This is a genomic window from Tepidanaerobacter sp. GT38 (genome assembly GCF_021991635.1).
Classification (GTDB): domain Bacteria; phylum Bacillota; class Thermosediminibacteria; order Thermosediminibacterales; family Tepidanaerobacteraceae; genus DTU063.
Map to the genome: position 1 here is coordinate 1 of NZ_JAFFJA010000034.1, position 22,778 is coordinate 22,778.

A 22,778-nucleotide genomic window follows, 5' to 3' on the forward strand; every position below is an offset into this window, starting at 1 on the left:
TACTTGACAGGGGGCAGTTCAAATAGTAGGCAGTTTTTTTATTGTCAATTTGATGAGATGGGTACAAGGTATAAAAAATTTAGTTCTATGGCAAATCAATGTTGCTGATTTACACATTTTTACATGTGTTATGCTCAATTATAGAGGGGTGAATTGAAAAATCTCAAATTTTTCATAAATTACACTATAAATGTGGAATAAGAGAAAAAATTTTTCAATTTACAACATGTTATGCTCAATAGTGTAAAAGCACAGAGAAAACTTCAAATTTTTTATGTGTAATACTATAAATGTAGGGGGAAAGGTCTGCAAAAAGAACTAAAAATTTTTTATGTTATGCTTTATATGTAGGGGTTAAATGGTTCAAATAAAATTTTAAAAAATTGAACCCTCTGGTTTTAGAAATACATTTTGCCCTAACGATATGAGGTAATCAAGGGAGGTGGTTTTGTGATAAATATTAGAGCATCCTCTAAAGAAAAAAAGAAGGCATTTTACTGAATGCCCAGCAGGAGGAAATATTTGATATAATACTTCCCCCTACAAAGAAAAATATGTATTTATAATACTACCTTCAATAGATTATAGCAGAAAGCAAAAAGAGAATAAAGGCTTATAAAACAATAGGAAAATATATTTTTCAATGAAATAATATCCCAAAGTTAACTTACCATATATTGTAAGGAGGAAATACTATGAATTTAAAAAACAATAAGATATCAATTAGCAAATTATCTGATGATATGGTATTAAGAATAATCCACGAAGAGTTTATGAGAATTAAACCAAAAAATTATAAAGAATTCTATGAAAAGAGTTGCTTACCTTCAATTTTTACTATCCAAAAAAGGTTTGGTATGAAGTTTAGTGATGTTTTGATTAAAGCAGGAGTTCCAGTTGAATTACTCAATATACCAAAACCAAATGAATACTACATTCAGAGACTCAGAGAATTAGCAGAAAAACTTGGACATTCCCCTTCTGTCAATGAATTAAAAGAAGCAGGATACGACCAAACAGTATATTTGAAACGTTTTGGTTCATACAATAATGCACTTAAAGTAGCAGGTTTAGAGACTAGAGAAAGTAATTTTATAAGTAAAGGTATTGATAAGAAACAAATTATAAACGATTATAAACAATTAAGCAAAAGGTTGGGTAGACCTGCAACTCAAAAGGATTTTAATGAGCATATGAAATATAGTGCGCATATTGTATATTCTAAGTTCGGAAGTTTTGTTGCTTTGCGAAAAGAGGCAGGATTTCCTATAGACAACAGGGGAACAGGGGCACGTGTTTATACTAAAGAAAAGGTTTTAAAAATGCTTGTGAGGGATTACATCCTATATCAAAGACCGTTAACAAAAAAAGAATTGAAGAGCATAAATGAATATCCAAGCATTAGCGAAATACTTGTATTATTTAAAACAACAAGGATGGAGAAAGTTTGGAAAGAAGTTAGTATTGAAGCGATGAAAGTTTTAGGAGAAAAGGTTAATAATAGACGTCAAAACTATGAAGCAGTTATTGCAGGTAAAAAAGGAGAAAGGAATGTTGCTCATAATTTGGAGTTTCTAGATAAAAACAAATTTATTGTCTACAATGATATCATTGTTTATGACGAAAATTATAAGTTATCACAGCAAATTGACCATCTTGTTATTGGACCTGGTGGTGTTATTAGCATTGAAACAAAGAGCCTCAAGGGTGAGATTATTGTAAGGGATAATGAAATGTGGGAGCAGTATAAAGACAATGTTATGAATCAAATAATCAACCCAACTCAACAAGTGATGAGACATGAATATATCTTGAAACGCATACTTCCAAAGGAAATCCCTATTAAAAGCATCATAGTAATGGGCAATTATCATACAAAAGTAAGAAACGAAAATTTATGTACTTTTCCAATAGTAAACGCCAATGCAATATTGCCATTTATAGATGAACATAGCAGTAAAGCAGTTTTAACAGAACAACAGATTCAGTGTGTGAATAAAATTTTGACTAAGCACATGATTCAAAATCGACAAAATACAGAGTATGTTTCATAACAAGGAGCAAACATAATTAGTATTATTCTTTGAATAAATGAATGTTGTAAATAAAAATTACTAAGAAAGTGCATGCCTTAGTGGCATGTGCTTTTTTATTGAGATTTAAGACATATAAAGGATTTAATTTTAACTGTAGAATAAATAAAATATACCTATTATATTTAAAGTTAATATTTCAATAAAATTGGAAACAAAACTATTGACTTTTCCTGAAAATAGTAATATTATTTCTGTAAGAAAAGAATTTGAGGGGAAATTATGTTACAGAACGATGGTGAGTTGAGTGAATTGCATGTTTATTACACCAGATAAAATGGATGGAAAAAGGATTTGTTATGATTATGTAGTACAGCAATATGAAATACAGCGATTACTACAGGGACATCCCCTTATAGCATTAGGTAATATTTGCAAGGAGATAACAAGTGGGATTCGTGTTAAGAAGGAGTATTATACAGATAAAAATGGATATAAGATAATTGCTCCTGGAGATATAAGAAATGAAATTATATATATTAATGAACTTAAAGTAGTACAGCCTGAGGTAGTAAGAGAAAAAGATTTTATAAATAATGGAGATATATTGATTACAGCCTCAGGTAAATCAGGACAGGTAATTTATGTAAATGAAGTATTAGAAGGATGTGTAGTAACATCGGATATTATTAAAATAACATTAAGGGATAGGGATAAAGGTATAAGATTATATAAGTTTTTAAAAAGCAGCATAGGACAAATGCTGTTAAACTCCATAAAAATAGGGATTTTAAATAAAATTTTTGTGGAGGATATTGAGAATTTATTGATTCCTGAAGACTTTGACACATATCAGGAAGATTGTTCTTATGATTCTACAGGATATGCAGAGGCTGAAAAACTATATAGGTCTGCAGAAAACATATTTTACAGGGTATTTGATTATAAAGGTGAAGAAAAGAATCTTAAACACTTTTATGTGACAGAATACCTTGACAGTCACAGATTAGACCCTGAGTATTACTCGAACTTTTACACCGAACTGTATAGGGTAATTCACAAGAATTTTGATGATGTAAAATGGGAGGAACTTGGAGAACTTGTAGAAATAAAAAAAGCAGATAAGCCCGAAATAAGTGAGAATCAAATAGTAAAGTATTTTTTGTTAGCGGATATAGACCCAAATTTTTCAATCATAAAAGAGACCCATGAGGATTTTTATGGCAATTTAAGCAATCGAATGAGATATGTTGTGAGGAGGGGAGAAATAGTAACTGCCAAAGGAGGCAGTGCCACAGGGACTAAGGGACATGCAACAGCACTTATTACAGAAAAATTTGATGGTTTGGTTACGACAGATGCTCTATATAACTTGGTCCCCAGAAGAATTAATCCTTACTATCTTCTGTTTTTGTTTAAACAGCCAATAATTCTAAACCAGGTAAACATGTTTACTAAAGGGACACTATATAAACTCATTCAAAGAAATGACTTTGAAAAAATCAAAATTCCAAGACTGGAAAGTAGTTTGGAAGAACAAATAGTAGATAAAATGATGAATTATTTAAGTGTGTTACAAAACAAATTTTAAAAGAGGTGTTATATATGGGTAAAAATCAATGGGTTGTAAGACATGGCGACAAATGGGCTGTTAAAGGTGAAGGCAACGAAAGAGCAACTAAAGTTACTGATACTCAAAAACAAGCAATAAATGTAGCAAAAGGAATTGCCCAAAACCAGAAATCGGAATTGATTATCCAAGGAAGAGACGGCAAAATCAGGAGTAAAGATAGTTATGGAAATGACCCGTGTCCACCAAAAGATAAGGAACATTAATGGAGGTGGACGCTGTTGGTAGAAATAATATATGAACAACTGAAAACCCCTAAGTCTGTTGAAGAATTATACCAAAGGTTAAAAGAGTCTGGAGTGAAATGGAATAAAGCACAATTACAACTGTTTCTTCTTATGGATAGTAATATTAAAAAGACTGGGGATTTATACAGTGCTGGAGGAAATAATCTAAATACTATTATATTGGACATAGTGGATAAAGTAATGGATGGTAAACCTATGGCACCCATAAAGAGGGTTATGGAGCATATACCAAATGATATTACTGTCAGTGCAGAAGAGATATCAAAAATTGCAGAGCAAAGCGGGAAGTATAAACTTCATCCCAATGGGGCTGTTTTAATGAGAGCAAAAAATTAAGGAGGAATTTTTCATGCAGGAACTAAAGGATAAAATCAAAAAACTTGGTTATGAGGAAATAAAGGATATTGATGATACTACCTTTGTAGCCAGTCACAAAGATGTATATGTATATGTAAAAAAAGTAGATGAAGAACAGTTGAAACCAGAACTGGTTACTGCCATAACATTTGAAGCGATGGCAACAGACCCTATTTCTACATATGCTTGGATTACAAACGGTACAAGCAATGCCTATGTCCTTGTTGAAGAGGAAAAGGCTGTTTCTGAAATTCCATCAGTCTTTGAAGATGAAAACAAATTGTACTCAGGCAAAAGGCAACTTACTGATAGGGACAAATGGTCAATAAGAAAATATCAGGAGTTACAAGAGAAATTTGATGGACTCCATGAAATGATTTATGGAATGAAGGACCATGTAAATAACTCCAATGATGTAATCGATGAATTCAGCAAACTTATTTTTTTGGAGACTTTCAGGCTTTATCATCCTGAATATAGATTAACTAAGGGTAATGTAACAGGGAAACTATTTAACGAAATATATAGATACGAATATGTAGAAAAACATAAGGATAAGGCAGTCCAGGAGATAAGGGAAGCCTTTAAAGAAATAAAAGACCATGCAGATTATGTTGCTATTTTGGATAATGGGGAAAAGGCAAACATATTTAGTGCAGATGAATATATAAAACTGGAAAATCCCAACATCTACATTGCTGTTTTAAAGGCTCTTCAGGATTTAGGGACAATAATAATTGACGGTGTAGAGAGACCTGCCACTTTAAGGGATTTAACTGGGGATGTATTGGGCAGGGTTTTTGATGTACTGCTCCGAGGAAAGTTTGAGAATAAAGGCGGTATGGGTATCTATCTTACCCCAAGACAGGTAACGGAAGCAGCAGCAGAAATGGTTTTACACGACCTTACCAAAGACGGGGCAGCAAAACTAATTGCTAAAGACCCCAAAACAGGAATACCTACCCTCCGCATAGGTGATTTGTGCTGCGGTTCGGCAGGATTTTTAATAAAGATGCTTCAGAAGATAGAGCATTACCTTCTGAACAAATTGACAGGAGACAAGAAGCAGTATGAAGAACTATTTGAACAAATGAAGGAACACTGTTTTATAGGTGCGGATAATGCTCCAGGAATGGTTCTCAAGGCAAGAATCAATATGGCATTGCATGGAGCGCCTAAGTGTCCTATTTTCCAAACTAGAAACTCATTGATGAATACAAGGCTTGAGCCGGGAACCTTTGATGCCATTCTGACAAATCCTCCGTTTTCCAAAACCGGAGTTTCAAAAAAAATTAAGAAAGGTAAAACAACCGTAGAAAACCCAGAAGGTGCTGAAATTATCAAATATTACTCTTCTGACATAGATGAGGATGGGCAAAATAGAATGAGTCCTTATGGTTTATCTCTTGGGTCAAAGCCAGATAGCAGAGGTAAGTGGAAAGAAGTAAATTCGGTAGACCCAGCAGTGTTATTTATTGACAGAAACCTTCAACTGTTAAAACCAGGCGGGCTACTCATGATAGTTGTACCAGATGGAATTCTTTCAAACTCAGGAGATAAATATGTACGTGAATACATCATGGGTAAAAAGAACCCTGTTACAGGTGAATTTGAAGGTGGAAAAGCAATACTGAAAGCGGTTATAAGCCTTCCGCAGGAAACCTTTGCACTTTCAGGAGCAGGCGCAAAGACGTCTTTACTTTACTTAAAGAAAAAAGAACATCCTGGAGAAAAACAAGGCCCTGTATTTATGGCAGTAGCAGATGAGGTTGGATTTACTGTAAAACAGAATGTAGAGGTACAGTTAGGCGATGACCACAACGACTTGTTAAAGATTGTCGAGGCTTATAAAAAGGGTATGCCAGAGGATGTAGAGTAGGGAGGTGAATATATGGCTAATTATTATGCTGTATGCGTTAAACCAAGTTGTCTATGGACAGAAGAAACTTTAATTGATAAAAGAATAGATGCTCATTTTTATTCAATAAAGTATATGCAATATTACAACAAACTAATGAAATGTAAAATTAAAAAAATGAGTTTATACAATATTTGTTCGAGAATGAATAGTGGACCATTTGGTTCTGCACTACTTGCTTCTCAATATGTTGACAAAGGAGTTGCCTTTATAAGACCTCTTAATTGTAAAGATTATATAGTTGACATAGATAATGATGTTGTTTTTATTTCTAAAGAAGACAGTGAAAGATTAAAAAGTTCAAAGTTTTCATCGGGAGACTTGATTTTTACAAAAATCGGGAATGGTATAGGAGATGTTGCTATTATACCTCAAAAGATATTTGAATGTAATATTAGTGGAAATCTAATGGGAGTTAAAGTAAAAAACAATATCGACAACTATTATGTGTTAACTTTTTTGAAGTCTATTTATGGGCAAAATCAAATCTGGCAAGGAATGATGAACTCCGCTAAGCCTAAAATAGACATGGATACTTTAAAATCTATTGTAATCCCCATCCCATCTCCTGAAATTCAAAAATATATAGGAGATAAAGTTAGAAAAGCAGAAGAGTTGAGAGAAGAAGCGAAAAGGTTGAAGAAAGAGGCTGAAGAGATATTAAATAGGGAACTGAACTTAAATAAATTAAAGGAAAGTCTAAAATCATCAATTAACAGTAAACATAATTGGATTACTTCTATGGATATAAACGATAGGATTGATTCTTATTATTACAAGCGAAGATATATTTTGGTTAATCAGCATCTTAATGATTATGAGTGTATTCAAATTAGAGATATTGCAAGTGTAGACTATGGTTACATGCCTACAGAAGATTATGCTGATGAAAACAATGGAGTTCCATTAATTAGAGTTACTAACATGATTGGTAATCTTTTATTAGATTTAAGTGACTTAAAATACATAAATAAAAGCATAAACATACCTGATGATAAGTATGTTGATGATGGCGATATTTTAGTAGTACAATGTGGGAATACAACGGGTAAAATTGCTCTTATGACAAAAGAAGTAGAAAATTATCTATATCCTTCATTTTGTTTAAGAATAAAATTAAAGAATAAATCAATTAATAACAAATATTTGGCCTTGCTTATGGAAATGTCAATTATTCAAGAACAAATATGGCAAAGTGCATCATATTCTTCTGTAAGGCCAAATACTACTAAACCTGCTATTGAAAATATAAGAATACCTTTAATTGAAAAGCAAAAGCAAGAAGATGTTGGAGTCCTTGTTGAAAAATATATAGATAACATTTATCAATCCAAACAACTAATTCAAGAAGCCAAACAGGACGTAGAAGACCTAATAGAAGGCAACTTTGATATGTCAAAAGTAAGAGCAAATAGTTAAAATTTTTATACGGAGCAAAGGCAGGTGAGACCTTTGGTAAACATAAATGAATTGGTGAAAAGTTTAGACAGCCTATATGACTATGGAGAAATAAAAAACAACAAAGACTTACAATACCTTATAGACCAAAACTTTATTAGTCTTGCAGAAGACAGGCTGGTTATCACAAAAAAGTGGATTAAGTTTAGTGGCAAAGTAAACAGAGAAGACTTTATAACATCCCTTCTCTGTTTCTATCCGCCTCTGTTACATAAATTGCTAAAGAAAGTATATGAAGAGGCTTGTATTATAGGTCAGAGGGGAGACGGTAAAGCCTTATATGAGTTTATAGACAGCATCCCTGAATTTGCTGAAACCATATTAAATATTAAGGATAAAGATATAGAAGAAACGGAAGAAATAAAGTCTTTTTATCAGGCTGTGTTTAATGGGTATCCTCAATATCCTTCAATTCTTACAAAACTAAAAACCATGCAGTTGGCGGAGGATACAGAGGATGTGGAGTTATCACCGATGGGTAATAATCCTAATGAGATATGGGTACAAGGCAGGAGGATAACTTCATCTGTAAATCTCCCGAAGTTAAAGGATAAAAACAAATATACCCTTACTCCCTATGAATATAAGGATTTTCCAGTGGAAGAGAAAGTAGCGGAGGTCCTTTCTTACCCATGGAAAACATTTTTAACAATATTATCAATGGTAGCCCTTGAATACCAGACTGCTGGTTTTGAAGGATTATCCATAAGACCCACGGACCACACCAACTACTATACAACCCAGCCTTTAGACTTTTACATCTTTAATACAAAGGGCAGGGAGATAAGGGTAGGAAGGCTTAATGATTTTGTATATGAGTTTTGCATGGAAAATGATATGTACCTTTTCCCAGATAAGGCTCCTGAAGTAGACAAGGTGGTTTTTGATATGATGGATGAGCAGAAAATTGATTTTAAAGATGGGGAATATGTCCTCAATGAAAAGTTTAAAGACCTGATATACTCAAAGGATATTATTATAAAAAACCGTTCCAGAAAGTTTAAAAGCACCCTTAAAGACTATGTAGAAAAGTTGAGGAATACATTATGATTATAAAAATAGGTACGGACAGATTTTGGGTAAAAGCATCCAATATAGAAAGATGGGCAGAAATTTTAAAATCTTTACCAAAGAAAATACCCTGCAGCAGTAAAAAAGATATAGCCAGGGATTATCTTGGCTATAAGGTTGACGAGAGCGGAAGAATTGTCAATGCTGATGAGGTATATGGTCTGTTTGGTGCAGAAAAAGATAAAGACTCTTTAACTATCGTTGGATGTAACTTTATAAAAGAAATTGAAGGCGGATATGAACTTACAGAGGGTGCTACTGAACTGGTAGAAAGATTTGAACATAATGATGAATGGGAAAAGGTATTGGCAAAGCAGTTATTAAAATATTCCATAAGGGTTAGAAGTATTGTTTATGCAATGCTAAATGGAGGATATCTATATTTTGAAAAAGGATATATGGAAAACTTCGCAAAGGCTTATATAACCCTAAATAACAAGAAGTTTTATGTTTTTAGCAGCAAGCCTGATGAGATGAACATTAATAGTTTAATGAAGGAGAATCAATCAAAGATATTAGGGGATTTCTGGAGAAGGGAACTTGATATTGGAGATGGGGAAGAAATAGAATTTAGGGGCGTTAATAAAGATTATCCTTCTTTAGGCTCCATAAGTACTTATTTAAAAATACCAATGCTGTTATTTGACTATTTAGGTTGGATTGTGGAAAGCGAAGATAGAAGGTACATCTTAGATAAACATAAGATAAAAGAGGATGCAGGTATTGATGTATATGAAAGTTTAGTAAATGAAGCCGATATGGATGATATAGAAATACTACATAAATTAATTAAAAAATATTCGGATGCAAGGGGATTTTTCCCAATAGGAATAGTAGGCTCCATATTGAAAAAGAAGGTTGACAGTGAAAATACTATGGTAGAAGAACAATGGATTGACCATTACTTTGTTACAGGCATAAATAAAGGAAAGTTTATAATTAAAGACCATGAGCAGGGACAGCCCAGGCACGGCAGGGGCTTGCTGGGGAAAAAAGATTATCAATTAATTAAGTTGGAGATTAGAGATTAGGAGGGATGGATATGTCTATATGGGCTCCTTTTGGTACCAGTGATTTTCCTTTAAATCAGCCGATGGTAGGGCAGAAAGAGTTTTATGAAATTTTCAAAGGCTTTACGAAGACTATGAAAAGTGCAGGGATGGCAACTATTTTCCCGCTGATTTCAAAGTGGGGTGTAGGTAAATCCCGTATCGGTTTCGAACTTATTTCAGAACCTCTTGGCATGGATAAGGGCTGGATTATTAATGAAGATGGCGTACAAAAGGAAGTGAGAATTTTCAAGCCGAATTTCGAAGATAAGGTTCTTCCGTTATACATAAGGTATTCCCAAATGTGCCATCCTGATTTAATTGGAGATAACTGGGTGGCTTACGGCATTTATACAGCGCTGTCCTATTTAAGCAGAGAATCCGATGGAAGCATTCAAGGAAAGATTATGGAAGCCATTCAAGATGCCTTATCTCCTGTAGGGTTTGATAGAAACATCCTTGGAGATTTACTGCAAGTAGACAGGGTAAATTTAAACGAACTGGTTATAAGCAAAGAGAAGTTGGATGACCTAACACGAAAAGGAATGGAGTATGTTAAGCAATTCGGTATTGAACATTTTCTTATTGTCTGCGATGAATTAGAAACAGCGGGGGAAATTGCAAAATATGGAATTGAAAAAGAGAAGGAACTGGTAAACAAAATAGATGGAGAAGCAATTCAGGTAATTACAAGTGCTATAAAACATGAAGACCCCAGAAAGAAATATCCAGAGGTTTCCTATCTTCTTTTGTGCTCTACAGTTATAGGAGGAAGTATCCAGGGGATAGGTGCTTTAGACAGAAGAACGGAAATGTATGAAATGCTTCAGAATTCCTTTGCAGATATATCGGATTATATCGCTTATCTTAACAAGAAGGGCATGATACCTGAGTATCCAAAAGGACTGATTGAAGCAGCCTACACCATAGCAGGAGGTAATTTTGGCTGGTTTAACGTTATTATGTATAATGTAGACCAGAAGATGGAAGACAGTTCAGTGAAAAAAGAGACAGGATATATCTTTGAAGCCATATTAAATTCCAGCAACCGTTTTAAAGAAAGTTTGATTGATAAACCTGCTTTTGACTACATTCAGTGCGATGACAGATTCAGGCAAACTATCAAGCATGCTCTTTTAGAGCAAATCCCTAAGAAGAAAACAAACTATTCTGCGGAAGAAATAAATGCTATGATGGATGCAAAGGCAGAAGATGGCGAAAAGTTATTCAAAGAGTTTTACTGTGTGAAATTAGAAAAGGACGATTTGGCGGTTTACCTCAATTCTCAAGGCTACAAAAGAGAAACGGGAGATATATTTGTTAATAATTTCGGTAGCAGTTTTGATTTAGGCATACTTTTGAGAAGCCTAAAAACTTTTTCTCTCAATGTAAAAGAAAATGAGTATATTGTGGGGAAGGAAGAAGAAACATTTTTAGACCAGGTCAGGATGTTGTATCCGAAGGATGATATTGAAGAATCAGCAAGATATATCTATGGATATATCCTTGAAAAAATAGAAAAAGAAGATATAAAAGAAGCAGAATATATCGGACCAAACTTTGCCTATTTAAGCCGCCTTGATAAAAGGTATAGAGTAGAAAAAGATGATTTTGGTTACGTTCCAGATACTGAAAAAAACAAAGAGATTGAAGCGTTAATAAAAGAAAGAAGCAAAAATAGAAAAGAGGAAGTAAAAAGGGTTCTTTCAGGTGCCTGCAGGGCATTGGAAATAAACTACCCAGAAGAAAGTTTCTATACCATCAATGGCGTTGAATGTGTCAGGACCAAGGTAGAAGGAGGACCTTACCTTGATGTTCACGAGGACAGAATAGTAGATATTATCTGGGGCAAGGATGAAGATAGATTAAAAGATGCACTGTTAGATAGCAGACTTTTAAAAGAAGGAGTTCATCCTGTTATTGTAATCTCTGATTCTGTTATTAGTGCAGAGTACACCGATAAATTTGTAAAAGAAAAGTATGAAGGCATAGGAAAGTGCTTGATATTTGTCAATATAACCAGACTTCAAAAGGATATTTTAGAGGTCATGTCCATAGATAAGGACATATTGGATATAAGGGAGAACAGGAATGTTATTACTTCTACCTTTAGGGATAGAATCAGAAAAATCAGGGACCATTTTAATTTAAAGGCAAGAGAATGGTTTGAAAAATTAGATGAGGAAGGCTGGATATTAAGACCTATCATCTATAAGAAACATGATGAAAGGCAAATAGCGCTGCTGTCAAAGGCTTATAAGCGAATGCTCATCCACGACATTGATTTTGAAGAACTTGGAAGCAAAAAAGATGTGAGATTGTCTGATGCAGAATATACGGAGTTAAAGAACGTTTTAAAATCAACCGCCATAGGCAGAATGAATGAGGGAAAAGGATATAAGGAAACAGGTTTATTCATTCATGAGGATGAAAATAGATACAGCATAAATATACCCGCATGTATGAACAGAATACTGAAGTTTAATGGAAACAGCAACAAATCCATGGCTGATTACAGCAATAAGTTTTTCTTCAGCCTTATACACGAGGTGAAGCCGAAACGCATTCTAGAGCAGTGGATAGAGTTTATGATGGGGCTAAATCTTTTGCTAAAAACCAAGGACGGTTTTATTGAGAGAATATCTAATTATGAATTAGATGGTAGATATTCTATAGTTAAAAAATGGCTGGAAGATGACTGCAAGAAAGAAATTGACAGCATGAAGAAGGTTATAAACGGTCCTTATTTGGATGTCCTTGAGAAGAATCAAGTACCTTATTATAAAGTACAACTTCAAGAGGCTGAAAAAATTAAGGACAGCATTAATGTTGATAAGTTATCAGAAAGAGATGATAAGAATATAGAAAAATTCAGAGATGTTGTTTCCAAGATAGAAGAATTCTTAGAAATTTGCTACCAGGTATATGATAGTGATGGTTGGAATAACATTAAGACTTATAATCCAAACATCATAAAGGATATTAAGATTGATGATAAGGAAAAACCTTTGTGGTTTAGGGTAAGGCATATAAGATTGTTTATAGACTATATTAATACCTTAAAGGACCCAGCAGTAAAGAGCATTACGGATAAAATTGCAGAAATCAAGAAAAATTGTGAGTATGAGGGATTCATGCTTCCTATTTCTCCGATAACGAATATATTGCAAAAGTATTGTAATGAACTGGAGAACTCAACTGATTATGAAAAGATGACTATATCGGGTACAGGGACTATGGTTTCCTATATAAATACATTAGCATATAAGTTAAAAGATGGAGATTTTAGTGGAGCATATAAGCGAATTGAAGATATTCTTGATGCCTGCGGATTAGAGCCTATTGAGAACAATGAGTTAAAGTGGGCTAATGATAGAGGAATAATAGGTGAGTATAAGGCTATTTATAAGAATTTTACTTCTATCATTGACTGTTATAAGAAATTACCTGAAAGCAAAAGGTGGGTTGATTATTTTTCGGATGCACCAGAAAAATTAAGGAATCATACCGAGGTGAAGAATTTAAGCAACTGTATTAAGGAAATAGAGTTATTTGTTAACGGCGGTCTTGAACAAGAGATTGAAGATAACGAGCCTGTTATGCTGAGTAAACCTGATGAATTTTTGGCGCTTCTTAAAAAGAGGGTAGAAGATATGCAGCAATATGTTGGACTTATTGAAGGTTATAAAACAAATGTAATGAACTTGGCAAGACAAAAGAAGAATGAGTTATACGATAATTTGCTAATAAGTACTATAGATAAAATATGTAGAATACAAGGTAAACCTCCTGTATCTGCACAAATAAATATGGAAGAATATCCGAAAGAGGAAACTTATATTGCCACAAAAGAAGCAATACAGAATAAAATGAATTTGCTTGCAAGTGAAGGTGAATCATTCTTTAAAAACTCACCATTAATTAAGAAAACTACCTTTAGTTTCTTTAAGCAGGTAGTAGAAAAGGATGGGGATATTAACTGGGATGACTACCTTGAGGAAAAGCGTGAGTTAGAATCGGTGAAACTAATTCGGACAAAGGTTGAGGTACTGTGATGGCTATTCAAATATTAGATGAATATAAGAATAGAACAGAATACAGGCTTCTTAAGGATTTTTATGACTGCCAGGTAGCCCAGATGAATTCACTGCAAACAGGAGTCTTAGTTCTGCCTGGAATTCTATTAAGTAAACTAAACAAACAACAGTTAGACTTACTTAACACATGGCTGGAGGATAATAAAAACCAGTTAATACTTACACCTTCCTGGACCGAAATGAATTTAAAGGAAATCCTTCACTCATCGGTAGATATAAGAATAAGTAGAACAGATGATGATTATGAGGGAATTCCGATAGGCTTTTTGATTGATACTACTGTAAAAGATGTTGTATTTCAACAAAATGGGAAGAAATTTGGGATTCATTACAGGAAGAATACGGGAACAGGTCTAGTAACGGTAGTCACCCTACCGTTATTGGACTATAAAATGATTCAGTTAGAAGATAAATTAAAGGCTCTTTTTAATTCCCTGCTCCTTGCTGAGGATGTTAAACAAGAATCCTTGGTAGAAACAAAAGATTTTATATTAGATGATATTCATATTTATTTGATTATCCTGACAGGGGCTGGTATTGACTTAAGTCAGTGTCTGTCAAGTATAATTCATAAATATTTTGGAGTTTTCATTGATGAAGAAACTGCCAAGCAAGGATATCAAGACCTGGTAGCAAATCAATATATTAACGAGAATGGATTGTTGAGCAAGGGAATGGATGTAGTCAAAGAAAGGAAATTGAAATCCTTTATCAATGCTGTAAAACAAAGGGGAGAAAAAGAAGATGAATGGATTTAAAGAAAATAGTACTCCAATATCCCAAAGCATAGTGGCTAATATTCAATTAGGCCTTCCAGCCACAGTTTCCAGGTTATCATCCAAAATGCGGTTTATTGATAAAATAGCCCCTGCCCTAAAGGAAAGTGGGGTGGTTAGGAATATAGAATTAATAGCCCCTCTCACTATCAAGGCATCAGGTATTGCGGCAACCAATAGGACTTCCAGTGCATTTGGCGGAATGTTATATGTTGCTGGGGCAGTAAGGCAGGACATCCTTATAAGTGAAGGTTCTATTTATAAAACAAGACAGGAAAGTATCGTTGATGTAGATGAGATAGATGACCTGGATAATCAGAAAAAGTTGAAGTTTATAGATATTATCAATGTCTATAAATTACTTGAGGATTTAATGGAAGATGATGAAAAACCTGAACTCGTTTTGGTTGATGTACCTTTAGTACTTGAGCGTTCAGATGCTCCCCTTGAAGATAGAAAGGATACTATAAAAGTTTATGATAAATGCAGGGAGACCATTAAGTTTTTCTGGGATAAATATAAGGATATGGTATATCCATTTAATGAAAATGGAATTAAAATCGCATCAGTGGGAACAAAAAGGTTTGGTGCAATTATATATGCTCTGACTGAGGATAATTTAGTCTATATTCCAGATGATGTGGACAATAGTATAGTTAAAAAGATGGAAGAACTAATGCCCAAAATTCAAGATGTAGGTATTAAAAGGCTGCTAACAGGTATTCTTGTAAAAAGAACAAGGACAGCAGCATTTCAATATGATGGCTTAAATAAGGATAACAGGCTGGAGCCTGAAACTTTACGAGATGTGGGATTAATAGGCATGCATATTAAGGCAGGAAACACTACACCGCCACTTTTGGTAGAAGTATTAGGGGACGTAAAAGATTGGTCATCTGAAATGCTGGATGAACTGGCTTCTCAAATTATATCCCTGATTGCATTTGACCAGAAAAAAGCACTGCCACTGCCATTATGGTATGCCAAATATGCTTTAAAGCCAGTCGAGGCAACAAATAATGGGAAAAATGTAATTTTAGAATACTATAAAACAAAAGCCAGGGAGATGCTCCAAAGTGAGGCATTGGAGAGCATTTGGAAAGAAGATTTGGATGTGTTTGAGGAATAAGGAGGAGGGGAGATTGTAGTGGATAAATACATAGGCAAACTTATCGGCAATACAGGGAATCCTAATGATTTAAAGATTGCTCTCGAAAACAGTTTTTCTGCTAAAAGAGGAGAGTTTGTAAAAATCAAGCATAGAGAATCGGAAGAAGATGGAGATACATATGTTCTAGGGAGAATTGTATCCATATCCAGAAGCAATATTCTATATAACTCCAATATGGGTGAGGGGCTGTCATCTCTTGAGATACTACCAGGTGCCCAAGTTACTGGGGAGACTTTATTTGGGACCATAGAACTGGTGGGGTACAGGGATAACTATGGACAGATAAAAATACCCAGGAGACCCCTCAACCCAGGGGAAAAGGTATATGGTGTTGACTATGAGTTTTTGTCAAAGTTTTATAAGTTTGATGAGAATACAAGCATTAACATAGGTAATTTGATTGGATACGACAAGGGAAGTAATATAGTCCCTGTTTATCTTGATGTAAACAAACTGGTTACAGAACATTTGGCTGTGCTGGCAATGACAGGTTCAGGGAAATCATATACTGTGGGCAGAATTATTGAGAGGCTTGTAGCAGAGATGAATGGCACAGTAGTTGTATTTGATGTCCATGGAGAATATGGAAAAGCATTTGAAAAGGGAGAGATACATTTTAATAACAATCTTGATTTTATTGAGGATGAGAGAGAAAAGAAGAGTATTCAAAGGATTCAGGAACAATTCTTAAAATTAATAAAGGCTGGTGGAGGAATTAAAGTATATACTCCGCAAATGGATTCCTTTGATTATAAATACAGCGCAAAAAATCATCACCTGGCACTTCAATTCGATAGATTCGACATGGATGATTTATCTTCCATTCTTCCCGGTTTGACAGAAGCGCAGGAAAGAGTATTGGATGTTGCAATCAGGTATTGGAAAGCAAAATATAATCATCCACCAAGAGATATTCAGGATTTAACATATCTCCTTTCTGACGAACAGGGGCTTGAGGAACTAAAGAATTGGGAGAATTTGACGGAAGGTGAGGCAAAAGCGCTGAATAATAGAAGCGCAGCAGTGGCTTCCATGAAATTAACCCGAGTGATAAATGAAGCGAAGAGTTTTTACACAAGGGCTATAGGTGAACCTACAGATATTTATGATATGATTGGCGAAAAGGGAAATAACGTGGGAAGGCTTGTAATAATAGACTTGCAAGGTTTATCTGATGATGCTAAACAAATTATAACAGCATTGATATCCAGTGAAATTATGAGGGCAGCATCAGATAAAAAAAGGCAAATAAGACCATGTTTCCTTGTTTATGAAGAGGGACACAATTTTGCACCGGCAGGCATTCCGAGCATTTCTAAGAAAATTATTAAGAAGATTGCGGCGGAAGGAAGAAAGTTTGGTGTTGGTTTTGCGATTATTTCACAAAGACCGTCAAAACTTGACCCAGATGTAACCTCACAGTGCAATACAATTATTACAATGCGGTTAAAGAATCCAGATGACCAGCGGTTTATAGCAAAAACGTCAGATATGTTTTCATCATCTGATATTGAAGAATTGCCATCTTTATCAACGGGAGAAGCATTGATAAATGGCAGGTCAATTCCTGCACCACTGTTAGTAAAAGTTGGAACAAAGGCCTTAATACATGGTGGAGAGTCTCCTGAAGTAATCAAGGAATGGGGCGTATTCAATGAATAAGGAAACAATCATTGATTTCATAAAAAAAGAATTTAAAGAAGGAAAAATTAGAAACGAAATGTTTCCTATGATGACGAAATTCGGGATAAGGGACTATTCAGAAACTGTTCACACTGTAGGTCTTAATTATATAACCGCCATAGGAAGATTTGTTGACGGGGTTACATCCCTTTCTGAATGTCCTGTTTTTCCATATTCTGAAAGAAGCCACTATGGACAAATGGTTGCAGAGAGCCAGGCCAATTACGAAATAAAAGTTAACGAAGTAAGACCAGATTCTATTTGGTATTCGAAAGAGGATAATAGCCCTATATTGATTTGTGAATTTGAAAGATATGAAAAGAATAGACGAAAAGATTTAAAAATCAAGGAAAAGATGCAAAATCTGCTTCTTGCTTATCACCAATTGGGCGGAAATGTACCTATTATATTGTTTGTATATTGGAGTTATGCTGGGGAGAATCCAAGGGATATTGGAGAATATATATCAATACTGGATAATGGCTTTAAGAAAAATGATGGTACCTATGTACAAGGAATAAATGCTTTGAAAACGACCTATCTGGTTTATCGCTGTGTTGCTTCAGGCAATATTGATAATTTAACGCTAAATCAATGGGTAGAGGTAGGTTAATTATGAAGAGAAAAGCAGTTAATTTTCATCCGCAAGTAGATATGAGTATAGGGGATAAGTATTTGCTGAAAGAATTTATTGATGAAGGTTCCTTTGGCTATGTATGGAAAGCAGTAAACCTTGAAAATAGGCAAACAGTGGCGCTTAAAATACCCAAAGACCAGGAACGGGGAGACAACACCTTATCGGAAGGAAAAGAATTCATCGGAAGTCATCACCCAAATGTTATTTCTATATACTGGATGGGACGTGTAGATGGAGTTTTTCTAATTGAAATGGAGTATTTTAACGGGCATAAACTATCAGACGAGTTATGTGAAACTGGATTTAAGAGTCCCAGAACTTTTGAAGAAATATATAACTTGTTTTTTCAAATACTAGATGGTGTAGAATATATACATTCAAAGAAAATATGTCATGGAGACATTAAACCTCAAAATATATTGACAGACGGGGAAATTGCAAAAATAACTGATTTTGGTACAAGTAAACTAATCGAAGATTTATTTATTAAAACAATTGATGGCGGTGGTACCTGGGCTTATATGGCTCCAGAAGTGGCTGGGTCTAATCGTAGATATCTTAATTCAGATATATATTCATTGGGAGTGCTTTTATATAAGTTTTTAACTGGCAGGACTCCTCATGAAACTGCAAATCAATTAATTAATAATATACCTTATCCAAAACCAAGAGAGATAAATAATAATATACCTGAATCGGTTGAAAGAATTATAATGAAATTACTCAAAAGAAACCCTGATGAAAGGTATCAGAATATAAGCGAAATAAAAAGAGATTTAGAAGAAGCATTAAGAAGTGAAGATAGAAATATTATTTCTTACAATGAACGGGCTGAAGTAAAATACGAGGATACTGATTGGATAGAAAGAGTAATCCGATACTATAAGAATAAAGAATTTGATAAGGCAGAACTATTGCTAAAAACGGAGTACGAGAATGGAAATAAATCTGCTGACATATTGTATCACATTGCTTATACATATTTTCAGCAGGGAAGATATTTTGAGAGTATGGATGTGATAAAAGATATTGATATTACACAAGTAGAGGATATCAGGCAAGAGGCATTAGAAGATAACCTTCTTTACTTAAAAGGGAAATTGTTTTTTGAACTTAAAAAATATGAGGAAGCAGTTAAAGTATATGAAAAACTCGTATCAAGGAATCCAGATGACTTGAATTATAGATATAAACTGGCTTGTGCTTATGGTTTAAATGATGAACAGGAGAAATCCATAGAAATTCTGGAGGATATAAATAAAAAGACTCCTGGGATGCTCTATATAGTAAAAAAACTTGGACATGCATATGACCAGATAAAAGACTTTAAAAAGGCAAGGGCTTATTTTAATTATGCCATACGCTTAGACCCGAGCGATACAATAATTAGGAGTAGGCTGGAAGAATATAGTAAGTATTTAAACTATCTTGGATATTAACGTAAGTTATTTTAATTTTATTTAGTAAATATATTTAGTTTTATAAATTATGAAAGTTTTAAGGGGTGAGGGGGCAATATTGAGGAAAGAATATCCTACGGTATTCATTAGTTATAGTTGGGATAGTGAGGAACACGAAAACTGGGTAGCATTTTTAGCGGCTAAATTAAGGGAAAATGGCGTTGATGCAACGATTGATAAATTTGAAACGCAAAGTAAAACTGTTAACTTAAATAGAATGATGATAGAAAAAATATAAAATAGTGATAATATTTTACTTATTCTTACTGAAACTTACGCTAAGAAAGCAGATGCTTTTCAAGGTGGGGTAGGATACGAAACAAACTTATTAATACGATATATAAAAGATAATCCAGATAAGATAATTCTAATAATGAGGCATAAGGGAGACTATAGAAAGGCTGTTCCTTTTTATTTGGAAGGGTTTCATTTTATTGACTTTTCATACGATGACCAGTTTGATATTAGGTTTAATGAGTTACTGCATAGGATTTATCAGGTAGATGTAATTGATGTACCAAAGGTAGGAGCCAAACCCAAATTGGAATCAAAGAAAATTATTTATGATAGGGCAGTAAACGAAATTGCTAATATAATTCCCAATTTTAAAGAAATAACGGATTTAGATAAAAATAAATTTATGAAACAAAGTTATTCTAAAATATTATCGCTTTTATCCGACTTTGCGGAGCAGACCAAACATAAGAATAATAATTTTGATTACGATAAAGATATTGTACATAATCAAAAGACTATAATGAGATTTTATATTAACGGTATGGAAAAATATGCAGTTAAAATATGGCTGGGGAATTTGCTCGGTGGTGCAAGTCAAAGCATTTATTTGTCATACGGGAGATTTAGTATTGATAGCGATAATTCGTTTAATGATGTAATTGAATGTGAAGTAACTAAAACTAAAGATTTAAAATTAAAAATGACAATGAATTTTATGACGGGAAATAATGCTAGCGATGCATATGGAATTGCCGTTGAAATATGGAAACAAATTGTTCAATATTTAAACCATTAACTCATAAAAAATGAGGTGATTTAAGATGAATGTAGATTTTAAAGAAATTAAGGATTACTTTTATAACAACCGTTACAGCAATAATATTGCCAGTAAATATGCAGGCATGTTTGAAAAAGTTTCACAAGTAATTGATGAGGATGATATATTATATTTTTATCCAAAATACTTATTTGTTGATGAACAGACTTTACAATTATATTTTATCTTAAAAAACAACAAATTTATTAAAGTTTGGATTAATGGTGATAAGCATATAGTTATAGAATATTTTAATATTAACAGAATTAAGAGTGTTACTTATGAATGTCCTTTAGATGATTATGGCGACTATAGGTTAACTTTGCTTTTTGAAGAAAATGTAGAAGAAATTACATTTATCAGTAAAGAGGATACAAATGAGGGTTGGAAATATAAATTTGATGAAGCAATATGCAGCATTGCAAAATACTTTTGCACAAATAAATAATCATAGATACTGAGTTTAAAGGAAGTGTGTTTCATGGATAGATATGAACGCATACTCGGAGGGCTTTTTGGTGTTGCTTGCGGAGACGCTCTTGGCGGAACGCTGGAATTCATGTCAAAGGATGAGATTGAAAGGAAATATGGATATTTAAAAGATATTATAGGTGGTGGCTGTTGGGACCTGGAACCTGGGGAAGTGACGGACGATACAATGATGACTATTGCTGTCGCAGAAGGCATCCTGGACAACCCAGAGAATCCTATCGAAGATATCGGAAAACACTTTATTAAATGGTATGATAGTAAACCTAAAGATATCGGCAACATTATCCGAATTGCACTTGGCGAGTATAAAAGAAGCAATGACTGGATGAAAACAGCCTATTACGCTCGTCAAACAACAGGCGGTATGAGCGCCGGCAATGGTTCACTTATGAGGTGTTTACCGGTTGCATTATATTATAATGATGTTGAAAAAATGCTGGAGATAACTGCTTCACAAAGCGTTCTTACCCATTATGACCAAAAAGCAACGGATGCCTGCCAGTTTTATAATCTGATAGTTTACCAGTATCTCAATGGTAAGCCTAAAGTGCCTTGTATAAGAGAATACATAGAAAAGTATCCAGAATATAAGCAAGTATTCCGGTTATCAAAAGAAGAATTGAAACCAACGGGATATGTGTTTGATACCTTAATATGTGCATTATGGTGTTTTATTAATACTTCATCCTTTGAGGATGCCATCTGCGAAGCGGCCAATCTGGGCGGAGATGCGGATACTATAGCCGCGATTACCGGTGGAATGGCTGGAGTGTATTACGGCTATGATGCTATCCCTGGCAGGTGGAAGGAAAAAATATTAGTAAAAGAGAAGTTAACTTCTTTTGCAAAGAGGATAGTAATAGGAAATAGGAATGAATAGGTTCAAGGGTAATTCAAATCGGTTTTAAGGAGAGAATTTACATGAATAGATGTCAAAAGTGTGGAAGAGTGCCAAGCGGTTTTGGAATGGTAGTTTTAACCATAAAAGAAGATGAGCCATCCCAATCGCTATGTAGAGACTGCTACAATGAGTTTGCTACCAATATGCTTGGAATAGAAAATTATAAGGATTTTGAAAAAGAGGCTACCTTTATAGATTGCGATGGAATAGAACATCGCTTTCAAATAGGAAAGATGATTAACCCAACAGGTATTTGTTGGGAGGCGGTAGAGTTTATAGGCGAAAATAAAATAGGCTATTCTTTTGAAGTACATCAGGATTTTGAAGAAGATTCAAATGATGCTCTGGAAAGACTTTATAAAAAGATAAAGAAAGGACTATCGCAAAAGTTTATACGAAAAGAAATGTTCCAAGGGCAAGAACTTATATCCATTAAAGAAAATATTGTAGAAGGGCGTATTGAATGGGATGATAGATATGATAGAATGCCCAAATTTATCATAGATGAACTGGAATATAGCCTGGAAGAATTTGGTAGGATATTGATGTCCTGCGAAGGATGGAACTTTAGATTAGAAATAATTGAACCTACAGAGTAAGTCTACATTCACAGTATCAAATTTAAGACATAGTGTAAAATAATTGTAGGACATTTTCAGGATAAAAAATAACAAGAGATCCTCACTTTTTGATACAATGTAATCACCATAAAAAAACCATTGAAAAGGAGGATCTCTTGTGAA

The 22,778-nt window shown here is 34.0% G+C and carries 19 protein-coding genes; all 19 read left to right on the forward strand.

Features of this window, described 5'->3' with window-relative positions; all coding sequences use genetic code 11:
- Window positions 1–695 precede the first annotated feature (695 nt).
- The 19 genes from JT739_RS05890 to JT739_RS05980 all read left to right on the forward strand — a co-directional run bounded on the left by JT739_RS05890 (window position 696) and on the right by JT739_RS05980 (window position 22,634).
- Window positions 696–2,054 (forward strand): homing endonuclease associated repeat-containing protein, encoded by a 1,359-nt coding sequence (locus tag JT739_RS05890; protein WP_237660181.1) that lies wholly within the window; start codon window positions 696–698, stop codon window positions 2,052–2,054.
- A gap of 295 nt (window positions 2,055–2,349) precedes the next feature.
- Window positions 2,350–3,624, forward strand: a complete 1,275-nt coding sequence (locus JT739_RS05895; RefSeq protein ID WP_237660182.1) for a restriction endonuclease subunit S — start codon at window positions 2,350–2,352, stop codon at window positions 3,622–3,624.
- 14 nt (window positions 3,625–3,638) lie between these two features.
- Window positions 3,639–3,869: a DUF2188 domain-containing protein gene (locus JT739_RS05900; protein ID WP_034835528.1), complete on the forward strand. Its 231-nt coding sequence runs from the start codon at window positions 3,639–3,641 to the stop codon at window positions 3,867–3,869.
- A 15-nt stretch (window positions 3,870–3,884) separates the two neighbouring features.
- Window positions 3,885–4,247, forward strand: a complete 363-nt coding sequence (locus JT739_RS05905; protein WP_237660183.1) for a hypothetical protein — start codon at window positions 3,885–3,887, stop codon at window positions 4,245–4,247.
- Between the two features lie 13 nt (window positions 4,248–4,260).
- Entirely contained in the window at window positions 4,261–6,147 is a 1,887-nt protein-coding gene (locus tag JT739_RS05910; protein ID WP_237660184.1) for a class I SAM-dependent DNA methyltransferase, read from the forward strand.
- Between the two features lie 12 nt (window positions 6,148–6,159).
- Window positions 6,160–7,605: a restriction endonuclease subunit S gene (locus JT739_RS05915; RefSeq protein ID WP_237660185.1), complete on the forward strand. Its 1,446-nt coding sequence runs from the start codon at window positions 6,160–6,162 to the stop codon at window positions 7,603–7,605.
- Window positions 7,606–7,629: 24 nt separating this feature from the next.
- A complete protein-coding gene (locus JT739_RS05920) occupies window positions 7,630–8,694 on the forward strand; it encodes a hypothetical protein (RefSeq protein ID WP_237660186.1) in 1,065 nt (354 codons plus the stop codon).
- A complete protein-coding gene (locus JT739_RS05925; RefSeq protein ID WP_237660187.1) occupies window positions 8,691–9,746 on the forward strand; it encodes a hypothetical protein in 1,056 nt (351 codons plus the stop codon). The genes JT739_RS05920 and JT739_RS05925 overlap by 4 nt, the downstream gene beginning before the upstream one ends.
- 11 nt (window positions 9,747–9,757) lie before the next feature.
- Window positions 9,758–13,819 carry a hypothetical protein gene (locus JT739_RS05930; RefSeq protein ID WP_237660188.1) on the forward strand — a complete coding sequence of 1,354 codons (4,062 nt, stop codon included), beginning with the start codon at window positions 9,758–9,760 and terminating at the stop codon, window positions 13,817–13,819.
- Window positions 13,819–14,619, forward strand: coding sequence for a hypothetical protein (locus JT739_RS05935; protein ID WP_237660189.1), 801 nt, complete (start codon window positions 13,819–13,821; stop codon window positions 14,617–14,619). Before JT739_RS05930 ends, JT739_RS05935 begins: the two co-directional genes overlap by 1 nt.
- Complete coding sequence (locus JT739_RS05940; RefSeq protein ID WP_237660190.1) at window positions 14,606–15,766, forward strand: hypothetical protein; 1,161 nt, start codon at window positions 14,606–14,608, stop codon at window positions 15,764–15,766. The genes JT739_RS05935 and JT739_RS05940 overlap by 14 nt, the downstream gene beginning before the upstream one ends.
- A gap of 18 nt (window positions 15,767–15,784) precedes the next feature.
- Window positions 15,785–17,470: a helicase HerA domain-containing protein gene (locus JT739_RS05945; protein WP_237660191.1), complete on the forward strand. Its 1,686-nt coding sequence runs from the start codon at window positions 15,785–15,787 to the stop codon at window positions 17,468–17,470.
- Window positions 17,463–18,104, forward strand: coding sequence for a hypothetical protein (locus tag JT739_RS05950; RefSeq protein WP_237660192.1), 642 nt, complete (start codon window positions 17,463–17,465; stop codon window positions 18,102–18,104). The genes JT739_RS05945 and JT739_RS05950 overlap by 8 nt, the downstream gene beginning before the upstream one ends.
- A gap of 2 nt (window positions 18,105–18,106) precedes the next feature.
- A complete protein-coding gene (locus JT739_RS05955) occupies window positions 18,107–19,567 on the forward strand; it encodes a serine/threonine-protein kinase (RefSeq protein WP_237660193.1) in 1,461 nt (486 codons plus the stop codon).
- Window positions 19,568–19,646: 79 nt separating this feature from the next.
- On the forward strand, window positions 19,647–19,826 hold the full coding sequence (locus JT739_RS05960; protein WP_237660194.1) for an SEFIR domain-containing protein: 180 nt from the start codon (window positions 19,647–19,649) through the stop codon (window positions 19,824–19,826).
- Window positions 19,827–19,961: 135 nt separating this feature from the next.
- Window positions 19,962–20,621 (forward strand): hypothetical protein, encoded by a 660-nt coding sequence (locus JT739_RS05965; RefSeq protein WP_237660195.1) that lies wholly within the window; start codon window positions 19,962–19,964, stop codon window positions 20,619–20,621.
- Window positions 20,622–20,646: 25 nt separating this feature from the next.
- The gene (locus JT739_RS05970) at window positions 20,647–21,090 is read left to right on the forward strand and encodes a DUF3908 family protein (protein ID WP_237660196.1); all 444 of its coding nucleotides are present in this window, start codon (window positions 20,647–20,649) and stop codon (window positions 21,088–21,090) included.
- Between the two features lie 33 nt (window positions 21,091–21,123).
- Window positions 21,124–22,014, forward strand: a complete 891-nt coding sequence (locus tag JT739_RS05975; protein WP_237660197.1) for an ADP-ribosylglycohydrolase family protein — start codon at window positions 21,124–21,126, stop codon at window positions 22,012–22,014.
- A 41-nt stretch (window positions 22,015–22,055) separates the two neighbouring features.
- On the forward strand, window positions 22,056–22,634 hold the full coding sequence (locus JT739_RS05980; protein WP_237660198.1) for a hypothetical protein: 579 nt from the start codon (window positions 22,056–22,058) through the stop codon (window positions 22,632–22,634).
- Window positions 22,635–22,778: the final 144 nt, after the last annotated feature.

What these genes read in the sequence shown, in the direction of transcription:
- JT739_RS05890 (WP_237660181.1), top strand. Translation starts at nt 696, where the DNA reads ATGAATTTAAAAAACAATAAGATATCAATTAGCAAATTATCTGATGAT.
- JT739_RS05895 (WP_237660182.1), top strand. Translation starts at nt 2,350, where the DNA reads ATGTTTATTACACCAGATAAAATGGATGGAAAAAGGATTTGTTATGAT.
- JT739_RS05900 (WP_034835528.1), top strand. Translation starts at nt 3,639, where the DNA reads ATGGGTAAAAATCAATGGGTTGTAAGACATGGCGACAAATGGGCTGTT.
- JT739_RS05910 (WP_237660184.1), top strand. Translation starts at nt 4,261, where the DNA reads ATGCAGGAACTAAAGGATAAAATCAAAAAACTTGGTTATGAGGAAATA.
- JT739_RS05915 (WP_237660185.1), top strand. Translation starts at nt 6,160, where the DNA reads ATGGCTAATTATTATGCTGTATGCGTTAAACCAAGTTGTCTATGGACA.
- JT739_RS05925 (WP_237660187.1), top strand. Translation starts at nt 8,691, where the DNA reads ATGATTATAAAAATAGGTACGGACAGATTTTGGGTAAAAGCATCCAAT.
- JT739_RS05930 (WP_237660188.1), top strand. Translation starts at nt 9,758, where the DNA reads ATGTCTATATGGGCTCCTTTTGGTACCAGTGATTTTCCTTTAAATCAG.
- JT739_RS05935 (WP_237660189.1), top strand. Translation starts at nt 13,819, where the DNA reads ATGGCTATTCAAATATTAGATGAATATAAGAATAGAACAGAATACAGG.
- JT739_RS05940 (WP_237660190.1), top strand. Translation starts at nt 14,606, where the DNA reads ATGAATGGATTTAAAGAAAATAGTACTCCAATATCCCAAAGCATAGTG.
- JT739_RS05950 (WP_237660192.1), top strand. Translation starts at nt 17,463, where the DNA reads ATGAATAAGGAAACAATCATTGATTTCATAAAAAAAGAATTTAAAGAA.
- JT739_RS05955 (WP_237660193.1), top strand. Translation starts at nt 18,107, where the DNA reads ATGAAGAGAAAAGCAGTTAATTTTCATCCGCAAGTAGATATGAGTATA.
- JT739_RS05965 (WP_237660195.1), top strand. Translation starts at nt 19,962, where the DNA reads ATGAGGCATAAGGGAGACTATAGAAAGGCTGTTCCTTTTTATTTGGAA.
- JT739_RS05970 (WP_237660196.1), top strand. Translation starts at nt 20,647, where the DNA reads ATGAATGTAGATTTTAAAGAAATTAAGGATTACTTTTATAACAACCGT.
- JT739_RS05975 (WP_237660197.1), top strand. Translation starts at nt 21,124, where the DNA reads ATGGATAGATATGAACGCATACTCGGAGGGCTTTTTGGTGTTGCTTGC.
- JT739_RS05980 (WP_237660198.1), top strand. Translation starts at nt 22,056, where the DNA reads ATGAATAGATGTCAAAAGTGTGGAAGAGTGCCAAGCGGTTTTGGAATG.